Origin of the sequence: Pseudomonas putida, assembly GCA_041879295.1 — a bacterium.
Classification (GTDB): Bacteria; Pseudomonadota; Gammaproteobacteria; order Pseudomonadales; family Pseudomonadaceae; genus Aquipseudomonas; species Aquipseudomonas putida_Y.
In genome coordinates this window covers 834,801-850,437 of the sequence record CP047152.1, presented here as the reverse complement: position 1 = coordinate 850,437, position 15,637 = coordinate 834,801, and the positions used below count along the sequence as shown (strand labels likewise).

Annotated in this window: 18 protein-coding genes; 4 read left to right on the top strand and 14 right to left on the bottom strand. The window is 62.6% G+C overall.

Features of this window, described 5'->3' with window-relative positions; translation table 11 throughout:
- Positions 1-19 precede the first annotated feature (19 nt).
- From dmpH to GST84_03895, 14 genes are all read right to left on the bottom strand, one after another.
- Positions 20-814 carry a 2-oxo-3-hexenedioate decarboxylase gene (gene dmpH / locus GST84_03960; protein XGB11551.1) on the bottom strand — a complete coding sequence of 265 codons (795 nt, stop codon included), beginning with the start codon at positions 812-814 and terminating at the stop codon, positions 20-22.
- The gene (gene dmpG, locus GST84_03955) at positions 811-1,848 is read right to left on the bottom strand and encodes a 4-hydroxy-2-oxovalerate aldolase (protein XGB11550.1); all 1,038 of its coding nucleotides are present in this window, start codon (positions 1,846-1,848) and stop codon (positions 811-813) included. Before dmpG ends, dmpH begins: the two co-directional genes overlap by 4 nt.
- Positions 1,849-1,859: 11 nt before the next feature.
- Positions 1,860-2,798: an acetaldehyde dehydrogenase (acetylating) gene (locus GST84_03950; GenBank protein ID XGB11549.1), complete on the bottom strand. Its 939-nt coding sequence runs from the start codon at positions 2,796-2,798 to the stop codon at positions 1,860-1,862.
- Positions 2,799-2,813: 15 nt separating this feature from the next.
- A complete protein-coding gene (gene dmpE / locus GST84_03945; GenBank protein ID XGB11548.1) occupies positions 2,814-3,599 on the bottom strand; it encodes a 2-oxopent-4-enoate hydratase in 786 nt (261 codons plus the stop codon).
- A gap of 11 nt (positions 3,600-3,610) precedes the next feature.
- The gene (locus GST84_03940; protein ID XGB11547.1) at positions 3,611-4,462 is read right to left on the bottom strand and encodes a 2-hydroxymuconate semialdehyde hydrolase; all 852 of its coding nucleotides are present in this window, start codon (positions 4,460-4,462) and stop codon (positions 3,611-3,613) included.
- 7 nt (positions 4,463-4,469) lie between these two features.
- On the bottom strand, positions 4,470-5,930 hold the full coding sequence (locus GST84_03935; GenBank protein XGB11546.1) for a 2-hydroxymuconic semialdehyde dehydrogenase: 1,461 nt from the start codon (positions 5,928-5,930) through the stop codon (positions 4,470-4,472).
- Positions 5,931-5,964: 34 nt separating this feature from the next.
- A complete protein-coding gene (locus tag GST84_03930) occupies positions 5,965-6,888 on the bottom strand; it encodes a catechol 2,3-dioxygenase (GenBank protein XGB11545.1) in 924 nt (307 codons plus the stop codon).
- Complete coding sequence (locus GST84_03925) at positions 6,885-7,223, bottom strand: 2Fe-2S iron-sulfur cluster binding domain-containing protein (protein XGB11544.1); 339 nt, start codon at positions 7,221-7,223, stop codon at positions 6,885-6,887. The genes GST84_03930 and GST84_03925 overlap by 4 nt, the downstream gene beginning before the upstream one ends.
- A gap of 8 nt (positions 7,224-7,231) precedes the next feature.
- Positions 7,232-8,293 (bottom strand): 2Fe-2S iron-sulfur cluster binding domain-containing protein, encoded by a 1,062-nt coding sequence (locus GST84_03920; GenBank protein ID XGB11543.1) that lies wholly within the window; start codon positions 8,291-8,293, stop codon positions 7,232-7,234.
- Positions 8,294-8,303: 10 nt separating this feature from the next.
- Entirely contained in the window at positions 8,304-8,663 is a 360-nt protein-coding gene (locus tag GST84_03915) for a phenol hydroxylase (GenBank protein XGB11542.1), read from the bottom strand.
- Between the two features lie 67 nt (positions 8,664-8,730).
- Entirely contained in the window at positions 8,731-10,284 is a 1,554-nt protein-coding gene (locus GST84_03910) for a YHS domain-containing protein (protein XGB11541.1), read from the bottom strand.
- Between the two features lie 11 nt (positions 10,285-10,295).
- On the bottom strand, positions 10,296-10,568 hold the full coding sequence (locus GST84_03905) for a monooxygenase (GenBank protein XGB11540.1): 273 nt from the start codon (positions 10,566-10,568) through the stop codon (positions 10,296-10,298).
- 3 nt (positions 10,569-10,571) lie between these two features.
- A complete protein-coding gene (locus GST84_03900; protein ID XGB11539.1) occupies positions 10,572-11,567 on the bottom strand; it encodes a phenol hydroxylase in 996 nt (331 codons plus the stop codon).
- A gap of 52 nt (positions 11,568-11,619) precedes the next feature.
- Positions 11,620-11,898: a phenol hydroxylase gene (locus tag GST84_03895; protein ID XGB11538.1), complete on the bottom strand. Its 279-nt coding sequence runs from the start codon at positions 11,896-11,898 to the stop codon at positions 11,620-11,622.
- Between the two features lie 406 nt (positions 11,899-12,304).
- Here GST84_03895 and GST84_03890 point away from each other — a divergent pair, with 406 nt between their 5' ends.
- From GST84_03890 to GST84_03875, 4 genes are all read left to right on the top strand, one after another.
- A complete protein-coding gene (locus GST84_03890; protein ID XGB11537.1) occupies positions 12,305-13,996 on the top strand; it encodes an AAA domain-containing protein in 1,692 nt (563 codons plus the stop codon).
- Between the two features lie 614 nt (positions 13,997-14,610).
- Positions 14,611-15,066, top strand: coding sequence for a hypothetical protein (locus tag GST84_03885; GenBank protein XGB11536.1), 456 nt, complete (start codon positions 14,611-14,613; stop codon positions 15,064-15,066).
- 17 nt (positions 15,067-15,083) lie between these two features.
- Complete coding sequence (locus GST84_03880) at positions 15,084-15,470, top strand: hypothetical protein (GenBank protein XGB11535.1); 387 nt, start codon at positions 15,084-15,086, stop codon at positions 15,468-15,470.
- Positions 15,451-15,630, top strand: a complete 180-nt coding sequence (locus GST84_03875; protein ID XGB11534.1) for a hypothetical protein — start codon at positions 15,451-15,453, stop codon at positions 15,628-15,630. Before GST84_03880 ends, GST84_03875 begins: the two co-directional genes overlap by 20 nt.
- The last annotated feature ends 7 nt before the right edge of the window (positions 15,631-15,637 follow it).

The following is a 15,637-nucleotide window of genomic DNA, read 5'->3' as shown; positions in this document are numbered from 1 at the left end:
GCACGCCGGCCACACAGGGTTAGATGAAGCGCGCACTCACCGAGCAAAGGCCCTGATAGCGCACCGTGATGTTGTCGCCCGGTGCCACCGGTACCGCAGCGGTGATGCCGCCAGTCATGATGAAGCTGCCCGCGGGGATATGCTCACCACGCTCGGCCAGCAGATTGGCCAACATCGCCACGCTGGAAGCCGGATGGCCAAGCACTGCCGCACCGGCGCCGAGTTCTACCACTTCGCCGTTCTTTTCCATCACCACGCCGAGTGTGCGCAGATCCAGATCCGCCACGTTGGCCATCTGCCCACCGGTGATGAAACGGGTCGACGATGCGTTGTCGGCCACCACGCTGATCAGGTCGAACTTGAAGTTCTCATAACGTGAGTCGATCACTTCGACTGTCGGAATCACGAAGTCGGTAGCCGCCAGCACCTGGCCGATATGGCAGCCAGGGCCGTGCAATGGAGCCTTGGTGACGAAGCTGATTTCTGCCTCGATCTTCGGATGGATCAGCTTCGAGGTATCCACCACACCGCCATCCGGCACGCTGAAGTAGTCGACAAGGAAGCCGTAGATCGGTGTTTCCACGCCCATCTGCGCCATTTTGGCCCAGGACGTCAGGCCCATCTTCAGACCGACCACCTTGTTACCACGGGCTTCCTTGCGCCGACGGATTTCCCACTGCACGTCGTAGGCGTCGGCAAAGGTCATATCCGGGTAATCGTTGGTCACCTTGGGGATGTCATGCACATCGAGTTCGGCATTTTCGATGTGTTCGGCCAGGGCCAGCACCTGGTCACGGGTCAGAGTGCGGTTCATGCGCGGTTCTCCTTGTGGGCCGCCAACAGGTCGAGGGCGACGTCCACGATCATGTCTTCCTGGCCGCCGACCATGCGCCGGTGTCCCAGTTCGACGAGAATGTCGAGGGTTTTCAGGTTGTATTTGGCGGCCGCGATCTCGGCGTGACGCAGGAAGCTGGAATAGACACCGGCATATCCGAGGCCGAGGGTCTCGCGGTCGACCCGCACCGGGCGATCCTGCAACGGGCGGACGATGTCGTCGGCGGCATCCATCAGGGTGTAGAGGTCGGTGCCATGGTTCCAGCCCAACCGTTCTGCAACGGCGATGAACACTTCCAGTGGTGCGTTGCCGGCACCGGCGCCCATGCCGGCCAGGCTGGCGTCGACACGGTCGCAGCCTTCTTCCACGGCAACAATAGAGTTGGCTACGCCAAGGCTGAGGTTGTGGTGCGCGTGCATACCGACCTGCGTTTCGGGCTTGAGCACGGCCTTGAACGCGCGCATGCGATCACGAATGTCGTTCATGCTCATCGCCCCACCGGAGTCGGCCATGTAGATGCAGGTGGCGCCGTAGCTCTCCATCAACTTGCCTTGCTCGGCCAGTTTCTCGGCCGGGATCATGTGGCTCATCATCAGGAAGCCGACGGTATCCATGCCAAGGTTGCGGGCGTACTCGATGTGCTGCTTCGAGACGTCGGCTTCGGTGCAATGGGTGGCGACACGCACCACTCGGGCGCCAGCCTGATAGGCGTTCTTCAGGTCATGCACGCTGCCGATCCCCGGCAGCAGCAAGGTGGCAATTTGGGCGTGGCTGATCTCACCGGCCACCGCCTCGATGTACTCCAGGTCAGTGTGCCGTCCGAAGCCATAGTTGAAAGACGAGCCCTGCAAACCATCGCCGTGAGCGACTTCGATGCTGTCGACTTTCGCCTTGTCCAGCGCACGGGCGATGGCACGTACGTCGTCCAGGGTGTACTGGTGGCGAATGGCATGGCTGCCGTCACGCAGGGTTACGTCGGAGATATAGAGTTTCTTGCTCGGATTGAACGTCATGGTGCAGCTCCTCAGGCGTTCAACATCGACTGCGCCATACGCTCGGCGGTAGCCAGCGCGGCGGAGGTCATGATGTCGAGGTTGCCGGCGTAGGCCGGCAGGTAATGGGCGGCGCCTTCGACTTCGAGGAACACCGAGGTCTTCAACCCGCTGAACCGGCCGAGACCGGGGATGTTCAGCGGCGCGGACTCGGGGATCACGTCGAACTGCACCTGCTGCTTCAGGCGATAGCCGGGCACGTAGGCCTGCACCGCCTGAACCATTTCCGCCACCGAGGCCGCGACGGCGGCCTGATCGGCGGCGGCGGACAGCACATACACGGTGTCGCGCATGATCAGCGGCGGCTCAGCCGGGTTCATGATGATGATCGCCTTGCCCTTGGCCGCACCACCGATCACTTCGATGGCTTTGCTGGTGGTCTCGGTGAACTCGTCGATGTTGGCGCGGGTGCCGGGTCCGGCCGACTTGCTGCTGATCGAGGCGACGATCTCGGCGTAATGGACCTTGGCCACACGGGAGACCGCGGCGACCATCGGGATGGTCGCCTGGCCGCCGCAGGTAACCATGTTGACGTTGAGCTTGCCGAGGTGCTCCTCCAGATTGACCACCGGCACGCAGTACGGGCCGATGGCCGCCGGGGTCAGGTCGATCAGGCGGATGCCAGGTTTGGCCTGGCGCAGCAGCGCCTCGTTCTGCACGTGGGCACTGGCCGAGGTGGCGTCGAAGACGAAATCGATGTCGGCGAATTCGGGCAGCTTGATCAGCCCTTCGACGCCGGCATAGGTGGTCGTCACGCCCATGCGCTGGGCGCGGGCCAGGCCGTCGGAGGCGGCGTCGATGCCGACCATGGCGCCCATTTCCAGGTACTTGGCGTTGCGCAGCACCTTGATCATCAGGTCGGTGCCGATATTGCCCGAACCGATGATCGCGACTTTGAGTTTCTGGTTCATCTGCAAGCCTCCAATTTAGGTGAAGCGCACGGAGGCGCTGCCGATACCGCCGATGTCGACGCGCATCACGTCGCCGGCCTTGACCGGCTCCAACGGCACCAGCGAGCCGGACAGGATCACCTCGCCGGCTTTCAGCGCGATGCCGAAACGGCCCAGGGTGTTGGCCAGCCAGGCCACGCAGTTGACCGGCGAACCGAGCGCCGCGGCGCCGGCCCCGGTGCTGATGATGTGGCCGTTCTTTTCCACCACCATGCCGCAGGTGACCAGGTCGACCTGGCGCGGCGATACCGCCTGGTCGCCGAGCACGAACAAGCCACAGGAGGCGTTGTCCGCCACGGTGTCCTGGATCTTGATTTTCCAGTCGCGGATGCGCGAATCGACGATCTCGAAACAGGGCATCACGCACTCGGTGGCGGCCAGTACGTCGGCGTTGGTCACGCCGGGGCCGATCAGGTCCTTCTTGAGGATGAAGGCAACCTCGCCCTCGGCCTTGGGCTGCATCAGCAACTGGCTGATCGGCATCGCCTCGCCGCTGTTGAACACCATGCGGTCGGTCAGGTAACCGAAGTCCGGCTGGTGTACGTTGAGCATGTTCTGCACTGCCTTGCTGGTGACACCGATCTTCTTGCCGATCACCTTCTCGCCGGCGGCCAGTCGGCGTTCGAGCATGCGCAGGGAGATGTGGTAGGCATCGTCGACGGAAATATCCAGGCCACGCTCGGTCAGCGGGCTGACCGCCTCGCGATTGACCATTGCCTGGTACAGCTCGTCGCCGAGCTCGTTGATCAAAATCTTGTCCATTTTCGTCTCTCTCAGGAAATGGCAGCGGCGTCCGCCTCGGCGAGGAAATCCCCGACCAGGCTAGCGAAACGTGCGGCGTGTTCGATTTGCGTCCAGTGGCCGCATTGGCCGAACACGTGCAGTTGCGCACGGGCGATCCAGTCGGCCAGGGTCAGCGAGGTTTGCAGCGGGATGATCTGGTCCTCGCGGCCATGGATCACCAGGGTTTCGTGAGGCAAGGCGCGGATCGCCGCCTCGGCGCTGGCCAGGCCGTCGACCCAGCGCTGGCGCGGCGCCGGGAACATCGCCGCGAAGGATTCGTGGAAGCCTGGACGGATGCTGGCCTGGTAGCGCAACTCGGCCAGTTCGTCGTTCACCAGATTGCGGTCGAAGGCGAAGATGTCCAGCAGACGGCGCATCTCGGCGAACGAGGGGTTGTAGCCCCAGACCGCGTCGAGGCCCTCGGTGATCGGGAAGCTGACCCCGGCGCTGCCCATCAGCACCAACCGGCGCACGCGCTCGGGATGGCGGATGGCCAACGCCAGGGCTATGCCGCCACCGAAGGAGTTGCCAACCAGGTCGGCCTGTTCAATCTCCAGCGCATCGAGCACGCCGACCGCGTGATCGACCCAGACATCACGGTTGTACTGCGCATCGGCCGGGCGCTCGCTGTAGCCGAAGCCGAGCATGTCCGGAGCTATCACCCGGCGGCTCTTGGCCAGCTCTGGCATCACCAGGCGCCAGTTGGCCCAGGCGGTCACGCCGGGGCCGGAGCCGTGGATCATCATCAGCGGGAAGCCTGCGCCGCTGTCATGCAGGTTGGTGCGAATGCCGGCGGCGATAATCTCGCGGCCGATTTCCGGGCTGTTCTGGGGTGCATTCATGGCTGCCTCACAACTTCACGCAGATGTTTTTCAGTTCGGTGTAGAACTCCAGCGAGTGCACACCCCCTTCCCGGCCTATACCCGACTGCTTGCTGCCGCCGAAGGCGGTACGCAGATCGCGCAGGAACCAGCTGTTAACCCAGACGATGCCGGCCTCCAGTTGCCCGGCGACGCGGTGCGCGCGCGAGGTGTTCTCGGTCCAGATGGTCGCCGCCAGGCCATAGGGCAGGCTATTGGCCAACTCGACGGCTTCTTCCTCGCGGTCGAACGGGCGGATATGGCAGCAGGGCCCGAAGATTTCCTCGGTGACCACCGCGGCACCGTCGGCCAAGCCGGTCCAGATGGTCGGTTGCACCCAGGCGCCGCCAGCCAGTTCGGCCGGCATCTCGGGCACGCCGCCGCCGGTGACCACTGTGGCGCCCTCATCAACCGCCTTCTGGTAATAGGAGAGGACCTTCTCGCGGTGCTGCAGGCTGATCAACGGGCCGAAGTTGGCCTGCGGGTCATCCGGCGTACCTATCACCAGGCTCTCGGCGCCGGCCTTGAGGCGGGCGACAAACTCATCGAAGATCGGCCGCTCGACATACAGGCGCTCGGTGCCCAGGCAGACCTGGCCGCCGTTGGCGAACACCGACCGCATGCTGCCTTCGATGGCCTTGTCCAGGTCGCAGTCGGCGAAGACGATGCCGGCGTTCTTGCCGCCCAGTTCGAAGGACACCGGCCGCACACCCTTGGCCGCCGCGCGCATGATCGCCTCGCCGGTGCGGGTTTCGCCGGTGAAGGTGATGGCGTTGACGTCCGGGTGCTCGGTGAGGAAGGCGCCGGCCGAATCCGGGCCGAAGCCATGCACCACGTTGTACACCCCAGCCGGCACGCCGGCCGCCTGCATCACCTCGCCGAGCAGCGCGGTAGTCAGTGGGGTTTCCTCCGAGGGCTTGACCACCACCGTGTTGCCGCAGGCCAGGGCCGGGCCGACCTTCCAGGTCATCAGCAGTAGCGGCAGGTTCCACGGGCTGATCACCCCGATCACCCCCTTGGGGCGGCGCACCGCGTAGTTGATCGCGCCACTACCATCCGGCGTGGCCATCTCGAAGGCTTCGGTGGCGACGTTCTTCAGTAGGTCGGCGAAGACCTTGAAGTTGGCCGCACCGCGCGGGATGTCGATATGGCTGGCGAGCGACTTGGGCTTGCCGGTATCCAGGCATTCCGCTTCGAGGAACTCGTCGAAACGTGCGGTGATGCCGTCGGCCACGCGGTGCAGGATCTCCGCCCGCTCGCTCACGCTCATCTTGCCCCAGGGGCCTTTCAGCGCGGCGCGTGCGGCCTGCACCGCTGCGTCGACTTCGGCGCGACCAGCTTCGTGAACACGGGCAATCACCTGGCCATTAGCGGGGTTGACGTCCTCGAAGGTGCGGCCGCTAGCCGAGCCGACGAAGGCGCCGTTAATGAAGTGCTTGATCTCTTTCATCTGCGCAATCTCTGCAAAAAGGCGAGCCGGGCTTTCAGGTGAGCACGGTCAGGAAACGTTCGTTGAGCACCCGGTCGTGGTAAAAAATGGCCTTGCCCAGGTCCTTGGCCAGCCAGGTCACGGGCTTGTGGTCCTGGTAGTTGTAATCGCCGCCACAGAACACCTCGTTGCGGTTGCCCGAAGGGTCGAAGAAGTAGATGGTCTTGCCGTGAGTCAGGCCGTGGCGGGTCGGGCCTATGTCGATGGAGGTATCGGTCATGGAGATCAGGTCGGCTGCGCGCAGCACGTCCTCCCAGGTTTCCAGGAAGAACGACACATGGTGGAACTTGCCCTTCTCCGGGCAATGGATGAAGGCCACGTCGTGCGCTTTGGTCGACAGGCTGAGGAACTGCGCGACGCGGGTGCCGTCGTCGTCGATCACCTGCTCGGCCAGGTAGAAACCGAGCACCTCGGTGAACAGCGCATAGGTCGCCTGCAGCTCGTCGCCATACAGCAGGCAGTGGTCGAAACGCACCGCGCGCATGCCCTTGAGGTTGCGCGGCCAGGCTTCCGGATTGATCTCCTCCAGCCCCCATTTGCCGGTGTACTCCTTGTCGGCGTAGAGCTCGAAAAAGTGTCCGGACGGCGTCTGGAAACGCACCCGCCGACCGCAACCCTTGAGTTCACCGGCGGGGATGGTTTCGATCAGGCAGCCATAATTGAGCAGATCCTGGGTCAGGCGGTTCAGGCAGTCCTCGTCGATCACCTTGAAGCCCATGAAATCCATGCCCGGTTGATCGGCCTCGCGCAGCACCACGGAGAATTTGTCGACCTCGGTCCAGGCCTTCAGGTAGACGCGCCCTTGCTCGTCGCGGTCCATTTCGATCAGACCGAGCAGGTCGCGGTAGTGGGCCAGGGCGCTCTCCAGGTTCAGTACGCGAAGCTGGACGTGACCGGGGCGCATTACGCCTTTTTTCATGACGACACCTCTTGCTGGTTCTTGTTGTTGTGGTCGCCCGGGCCTTGGCGGCGCAGGCATTCGATGTTCAGGTCAGTCTGGGGAAACAGTTGGCAGGCCAGGGCCAGGCCCTGCTTGGCCGCCTCCGGCGGCACATGGTTGCAACTCATCTTGTGGCACTGGTAGGTGCCGCTCAGCACGCGCACCTTGCACAGGCCGCAGCCGCCGCCGCGGCAACCGACTGGCACGCAGCGCTTGCCCTGTTGCTCCATCGCACTGAGCACCGACTGGTCGGGCAGGCAACGGAACGTCTGGCCGCTGACCGTTTCGCGAATCTCATAACCGGCACGGTTCATGGTTCACCTCAGATGCGCTTGAACAGGGCCGAACGGCTGCTCTCGCCGGCCCCATCGGCGGCGGTGTAGAAGCGCTCCATAAAGATGTCGCGCTCGAACAAGCGACCTTGCATCAGGGTGGTGATGGCCGCGTCGATCATCGGCGGTGGGCCGCACAGGTAGGCTTTCTGCCCGCCGAAGCGGCCGTCGAAATGCGCCTTGGCGGCGTCGTGGACGAAGCCCTTGAAACCCTGCCATTCGGGATCGTCGTTGGCCTGGTTGAGTGCCGGCACGTAACTGAAGTTGGGGTGGCGCGCGGCCAGTTCCTCGAACAGTTCGCAGTTGTACAGCTCGGCGCGGTTGCGCGCGCCCTGGAACAGGGTGATCCGCCGCGTATCGCCGCGTTCAAGCAGATCGAGGATCATCGACTGCGGGCTCGATAAGCCCGAGCCGCCGGCGATGAAGATCAGGTCGCCGGCCTGCGAATCGCGCACGAAGAACTGCCCATAAGGCCCGGACAGCTCCACCGCGTCGCCGACTTTCAGTTGCTTGTGGATAAAGCCGGTGGCCGCACCGCCCTCGACCAGGCGCACGTGCAACTCGACTTCGTCGTTCCGGCTCGGCGGGTTGGCCAGCGAGAAGGCGCGGGTGCCGTCGATGCCCGGCAATGCCAGGTTGACGTACTGCCCGGCCTGGAACGGCATGGGCCGATCCAGCTTGATGTGCAGGCCCTTGATGGTCGGCGACAGGTCAACCAGGGCGCTGACCACCCCCCGGTAATCCTCCACCGGATGGCCGAGGAAGTCCGGGTCGGCATCGACGTCGGCTTCGATCACCAGGTCGGACAGCGGAATGGCGCAGCAGGCCAGCACCTTGCGCTCGTCGCGCTCGATGTCCATCAGGGCGAACGGCGAGGCTTCGCCGATATCCACTTCGCCCTCGACCACCTGCACCTTGCAGGTGGCGCAGGTGCCGTGGCCGCAGGCGAACGGCAGCCAGACGCCCTGGCGCAGAGCGGCCTGGAGGATGGTCTGGCCGTCCTCCACTTCGATCACTTCGCCGGTCGGTTCAATGGTGACGTTGTAACTCATGACACACCTCTCAGCTGCACGAACCCTGGATGCCGTTCAGGCCCGGGGTGTTCAGACGCAGCATGCTTTTGTGGTCGATGCCGTTGGCTTCCAGGCTGGCGGCGTAGTCCGGGGTGAACGGCTGGTCGTTCAGCTGCCAGAGCGCCTGGCTGAAATCGATCTTCGCGCTGTCCGGATGGGCGTGGATCGCGGGCTTGAGCACCTGCTCGAGGAACTCGGCAAAGGGCATGCCGGGGGCTACCAAGAACGCGAGCGCGGAGCAGTACATCAGGTGCTCTTCCCAGTAGAGGTAGAGCAGTTGCATGCCGTTGAAGTTGGCCTGCACATCCCGTGGCGTGGCGGTGTATTCGCCGATTGAGTTGACAGTCATGATCGAAACCTCTTGTTCTTGGAATGGCTCAGGGGCGGTGCTTCACCCCTGAGCGGCTGGCGCTGCCTCAGGCGGCGCCCAGGCTCTTGTCCGCCGGGGCGGCAGTTGGTGGGGTCTGACCTTTCAGGGCCAGCCAGCGCTGGTGCTCGGGCGAGCCCAGGTACTCCAAATTGTCCACGCCGCTTTTGATGTGGTAGTACTTCTGCACCACCGTTTCGACATCCCCGCCTTCGCAGTTGCCCTGGTAGATCTGGTGCACCGGCAGCCAGGCCTGGATGTACTTCACCGGCTCGTTCTTGAAGATGTCGCAGCAGCCATCCGAGCAGAATTGATAGCGCTCCCCCTCGTGCACCAGGCTGCGCAGGCTGAGCTTGGTCGGATCGTCCGGCTCGGTGAAAATCACCGGTAACTGGCACACCTGGCAGAGGTGCGGCAGGGTGTCGTTGTAGAAGCGCTCACCCTTGGCCTGCTGCTCACGCCAGAACTCGAAGCGCGGGCGGTAGTATTTGTCGAAGGTGTCCGGGTATTTCTCCGACAGCCAGTTCAGTTCCTCGTCGCCGGGTATCCAGGTATGGAAGCTGGTGGCCTTGCTGTATTGATATAAGGCCCCCCACACCTGGTGGGTGATGTGCTCCTTGCCGATGGTGGTCTGCTCGACGTATTTCGGCGGCCGGATGCCATAGCGCTCCAGATCCTTGAACAGCGCGCCACCGGCCTGCTCGAAGTAGACCCCCCAGGCCTCAGACCAGGACATCACTTTGTTCGGCAGCATGTAGTCCATCATCATGCCGATCAGGGTCAGCAGGCGGTAACCGCGCCAGAACCACTTATCGATCCAGCGCTGGATGATGGGCACGTTGTCTTCATGCTGTTCGAGCATGAACTTGATCACTTCCAGACCCAGGGTCATGTGCCGCGCCTCGTCCGACTGCGCGGAGAAACCGAAGGTGACCGTGGCCATATCGCCGTTGTAGGCGGCACCGGACATGAAGGGTACGAACAACAGGTTGGTCAGCACGTACTCGAAGGAGAACGAGACGGCGGTGAGGAACTCGAACGGACCGGCGGTCCGCGCATCGTCCATATAGGACTTGGGTACCGAGAGGTACCAGACCCGGTCGTACATGTGGGCGAAGTCATGCAAACCATCGAAGTGCTTGTTGTAATGGCTCATGGCGTGGACTTGCGTCTGCACATGGCGCAGCTCGTCGATCGCCTGCATCTGACAGGCGACCCGCGCACCGGCGCCACTGAACTGCCGGCCAACCCGCGAGAAGCCCTGGAAGGCCTGGTATTCCAGCGGTGAAACGGCGGTGAGGAACAGCTTCAGGGCGTTGACGTAGCGCGCATCGGAAATGTTCTGATGACCATTGTTCTGGGCAAAGGCGTCGAAGATCGCGTAGAGCTTCTTCTCTTTCTCCGCCTGGTATTTCCAGTAGGTGTCCATGGTCAGGCGGAAGGGGTCTTCCCACTTGTCCCAGTCGGTGATCTTGATGCCCTCGAAGTGCTCCAGCGGGAACACGTCTTCTTTCTTCTGGTAGGTCGTTTCCCAGGCCAGATCGCGGGTCAGGTAGCGGTATTTGTCTTTCAGGTTGAGGCGTTTCTTGTTGTGGGTAGCCATGAGCTTGTCTCCTAGTTCTTCCACTCGAGGACGAAGCGGTCATCGTCCTCGTCGACGTTGCCGCCGATGGTGATTACGTCCACCAGCATTTCCTGGACGTCCCAGGCGCGGCCGAGGTTCTCTTCCACGGTTTCCCTGCGGATCTCCAGGCGCTTCTCGGCCTCGATACGGATCATCGCCGGGTGGTGCTGGACGACGGCGTGGGGGTTGTCCTGGATGATCGCTTCCACCACGTAACGCGCGTTGTCGTTATCCTGGAAGGCGATGTAGACGAGTGATGACATGCTTTATTCCTCGCGGCTTTTCAGGCCGATTTTCTGCAGGCGAGTAGCGAAGGCGCTGCGGACTTCATCCAGCGCGGCGATACCGGTGGCTTCCTCGGCCAGGGGCAACAATGCCTCGTAGGCACGCGGCTCCCAGACCTCCAGCCAGGCCTGCACCTGCTCACGGTTAGCGTCATTTTCGGCAAGCACGGTCTTGAACATGGCGTCGACCCAGCGCGTGCTTTCGCCGTACCAGTCGCGCATGAACTCGGTGAGCATGGCCACATCGCTGCCACCGTTCTCTGTGAGCCATTGGTCGAAGCGCTGGTACATCAGCGGCTGCAGCAAGCCGTCGAGCACCAGGTTCTGCGCCAGGCCCAACTCGAACCAGTCGCGGATCACGAAGCTGTCTTCGACGTAGCGACGCAGGCCCTGCCAGATCGGGTCGTCGAGCCAATAGGCCTTGGCTTGATCCAACGCCTCGCCGGTGCCGCCATCGAGCAGCAGGCCGATGCGCGAGAGGTACTGGCCCATGCCCAGGCGGTCCATCGCCTGGTAGATGTGCATCTGGGTCACGGTGGCGGCGATGCTGTCGCCGGCGATGCTGCTGTTATTCATGTTGGCGCCCAGCTCGGCATGCCGCAGCGGCACCAGGCAGCGCAGCAGCTTGGCCTGCAACTCGGCCGGCAGACGGCTCAGCAGCTCACGCTTTTCGCAGAAGCCATAGGCGTGTTCGGTGGCTTCCTGCATCCGCGCGCGGGTCTGCACATAGGCGCCGTAGTAGAATTGGCGGGGGTCGGTGACCTTGTGCCAATCGGTCATGCGGATCGCCGTGCGGGTCGGATCGTGCAGCTCGTGCTGCGGGTCCCACAGCGGGCGATAGTGAAAGTTGGTGACCGCTTCGATGTCGTAGCTGGCTTCCTGATAACGGCTAGCCGGCTTGTCGCCGAAGCGCCGTTGCAGGTTGCCGTAGGTCTGGCGGATCGGATCCACCGTATTGGTCTTTATCTCTACGCTCATATCAACCGTACCCTCTTGTTGTTGGATGCCCATCTGCCTGTCGGCAGGGTTCTCAGCCCGGGTCTTTCGGCAAGCGGCGACCGACATCGCCGAAGCGCCACTTGACCATGTCGTCGTCCACCGCCTTGGCCATCGCTTCGTCCATTGCCACCACGCGGTTGTGCTGGCAAAACTTCACGAAGGCGTCTTGCGGCAGCACCAACTCGACGAACAGCTCCGGATGACCAATGGCGAAATCGAACTCGACGAACTTGGCTTCTGGTTCGCTGCGCACACGGATGTAACGAGTGAGCTGATCGAAAGTCGGTGTGGGGGTATTGGTCACGGTCATCTCCAGGTTGGCGGCTTGCGCAGGACATCAAGCAACGGCTGTGCCAAGGTCTGAAAACAGACTTCAAGGTATTGTTTTTCAATGTGTTTCTAATTTTTAGAATGATCGGAGCGAGCGAAATTAAGCCGCGCTTGCGCAGACTTTTTAAGCATTTGATCAATTGCCCAAGGCCGCTTGAGCAAATGCTTATGGCGCAGCTGAACGCTGATCTCTAATACTAAAATCACTGCCGTCGATTGATCATTTGGTTGACTTTTGCCAGATACTGAGGCTGGCTATGGGGAGCTGGCGCAGGTGAAAAAACTGCCGATTTTCCCCATGACCCCATCTGGAATCGCCGCCTGCCTTGCGCTATAGCGGCGACCCTGATTTTCCCCATCTAAAAATAAATAGGGGCCTCGCTTACATGCCGATCAAGTACAAGCCTGAAATCCAGCACTCCGATTTCAAGGACCTGACCAACCTGATCCACTTCCAGAGCATGGAAGGCAAGATCTGGCTTGGCGAACAGCGCATGCTGTTGCTGCAGTTTTCAGCGATGGCCAGCTTTCGCCGGGAAATGGTCAATACCCTGGGCATCGAACGCGCCAAGGGCTTGTTCCTGCGCCATGGTTACCAGTCCGGCCTGAAGGATGCCGAACTGGCCAGGAAGCTGAGACCGAATGCCAGCGAAGTCGGCATGTTCCTCGCTGGGCCGCAGATGCATTCACTCAAGGGTCTGGTCAAGGTCCGCCCCACCGAGCTCGATATCGACAAGGAATACGGGCGCTTCTATGCCGAGATGGAGTGGATCGACTCCTTCGAGGTGGAAATCTGCCAGACCGACCTGGGGCAGATGCAAGACCCGGTGTGCTGGACTCTGCTCGGCTACGCCTGCGCCTATTCCTCGGCGTTCATGGGCCGGGAAATCATCTTCAAGGAAGTCAGCTGCCGCGGCTGCGGCGGCGACAAGTGCCGGGTCATTGGCAAGCCGGCCGAAGAGTGGGACGACGTTGCCAGCTTCAAACAGTATTTCAAGAACGACCCCATCATCGAGGAACTCTACGAGTTGCAATCGCAACTGTTGTCGCTGCGTACCAACCTCGACAAACAGGAAGGCCAGTACTACGGCATCGGTCAGACCCCGGCCTACCAGACCGTGCGCAATATGATGGACAAGGCCGCACAGGGCAAAGTCTCGGTGCTGCTGCTTGGCGAGACCGGGGTCGGCAAGGAGGTCATCGCGCGTAGCGTGCACCTGCGCAGCAAACGCGCCGCCGAGCCCTTTGTCGCGGTGAACTGTGCGGCGATCCCGCCGGACCTGATCGAGTCCGAATTGTTCGGCGTGGAAAAAGGCGCCTTCACCGGCGCCACCCAGTCACGCATGGGCCGCTTCGAGCGGGCCGACAAGGGCACCATCTTCCTTGACGAGGTGATCGAACTCAGCCCGCGCGCTCAGGCCAGTCTGCTGCGCGTGCTGCAAGAAGGCGAGCTGGAGCGAGTTGGCGACAACCGCACGCGCAAGATCGACGTAAGGGTTATCGCCGCCACCCACGAGGACCTGGCCGAAGCGGTCAAGGCCGGGCGTTTTCGCGCCGACCTGTACTACCGACTGAACGTTTTCCCGGTGGCGATCCCGGCGTTGCGCGAACGCCGCGAGGACATTCCACTGCTGGTTGAGCACTTCCTGCAGCGCTTCCACCAGGAGTACGGCAAGAGAACCCTCGGCCTTTCAGACAAAGCCCTGGAGGCCTGCCTGCATTACAGTTGGCCGGGCAATATCCGTGAGCTGGAGAACGTCATCGAGCGCGGCATCATCCTCACCGATCCGAACGAAAGCATCAGCGTGCAGGCGCTGTTCCTACGGGCGCCGGAAGAGCCGCAGACCGCCAGCGAGCGGGTGTCGTTGGACGGCGTGCTGATTCAGCCAGGCAATGGCCAGGGCAGTTGGATCAGCCAGTTGTTGAGCAGCGGCCTGAGCCTCGACGAGATCGAGGAAAGCCTGATGCGCGAAGCCATGCAACAGGCCAACCAAAACGTCTCCGGTGCCGCGCGCTTGCTCGGCCTAAGCCGACCGGCACTGGCCTATCGGCTGAAGAAAATCGGCATCGAAGGCTAGGATCTGTTGTCGTTTCATACGCGGCCGCGCCGGAGCCTGTTTTTTCGCGAGGCTAGGCACGAGCCGTGAAGTCTGGTGGGCCAAACGAGCGGCGAGTAACGCCGCATCGCGGAAAAACAGGCCCGGCCCTGCGGGTTGCGCGGGAAATGCCGCCAACTGTCGTTGTAGGACTTGGCAAGGGAACAACCATTACCTGCGTCCTACGCCTAACCTGGCGACATTTCTCGCTGCAACGCGGCTCGCGTTGAAACGGCAACAGACCCTAGCGCATCGTAGGCTGGGCGAGCGGCGCCAAGCGCTGAGCAATCAGACACTGCCATCGCGGCGCGGCAGGTAACCCAGCACGCGATATACCGCCTTGCGCCGATGCGGAGCGCCAGCGCCTGGCGTTTCGCCATTTGGTGAAACGCCTGATGATTTTGATTATTTGATTAACCCCTCTTCCCCCACTTTAAGTGCTACAACCCTCCACAAGCTGTTTCTCTCCCAAAAAAAACCAAATCCAATCAACAACTTGAAACTACTTGCGGGTCACCGTCGGTGGTCTGGCACAGGCGTTGCCCTCGCCTTGTCAGCCGCTTCACGACAACAACAATCACAAGTGGTGACACGTGATGAATCATAACAAGCAGTCGCACGGCCTGTTGCCGTGCGTCCTGAGCCGCCCGGTACGCTCGGCACTCGGGATGTTTCTCCTACCCATTGTGCTCGCCGGCTGCGAAGCCGAACTCAACCTGGCCGGAGTCGCCGCCGAAGGCAGCAAATCCAGCCACCGCGCCGATTACTACCAGGCTCTCGCCAGCGTGCCGCAGGCCACCCTGTTGGCCGGCAACAACGGCGTGTTGCTGACCAGCCTTGACCAGGGGCAGAGTTGGACGCGCCAGGTGATCGCCAAGGGCGCCAGCCTGATCGACCTCGACGCCTGCGCCGACGGCAGTTTCATCGCCCTGAGCTTCGACAACCGCCTGTGGCACAGCGCCGACCTCGGCCTGAGCTGGCGCGAACACGCCCTGCCGACCGAGGAGCAAATGCTGACCGCCGCCTGCGCCCCGGATGGCGCCTGTGGGTAGCCGGCGGCCTGACCACCTTGCTCGGTAGCCACGACCAAGGCGGCGACTGGACGCACACCAGCCTCGACGAAGACGCCATGCTGACCAACCTGCAGTTCATCGACCGCGACCATGCGGTGGCCGTAGGTGAGTTCGGCATGCTCTTCGCCAGCCAGGACGGCGGCGCCAACTGGCAGCTGGCCGGCACCCTGCCGGACGAGTTCTACCCGCACGCCAGCTACTTCCGCAGCCCCGAGGAGGGCTGGGTCGGTGGCCTCAACGGCTTCATCTACCACACCACGGATGCCGGGCAGAGCTGGCAACGCCAGAGCACGCCGAGCAGCGCACCGATCTTCGGCTTTCTAGCGAGCGACAACGGCCTGTTCGCCGTCGGCGACCACAGGCGTGCTGCAACTGGCCGGTGAACAGTGGCAAACGCTGCCGACGCCCGATGCGCCGGTCTACTTGCGCGCCATCACCGCGGATAGCGCACAACGCCTGATCGTTGCCGGCGGCCGCGGCCTGCTGCTGACCCTCGACACCGCGCCCAGCGCTACGCCCGCCGTTGCGACCATGACCGACTGAGACCCGC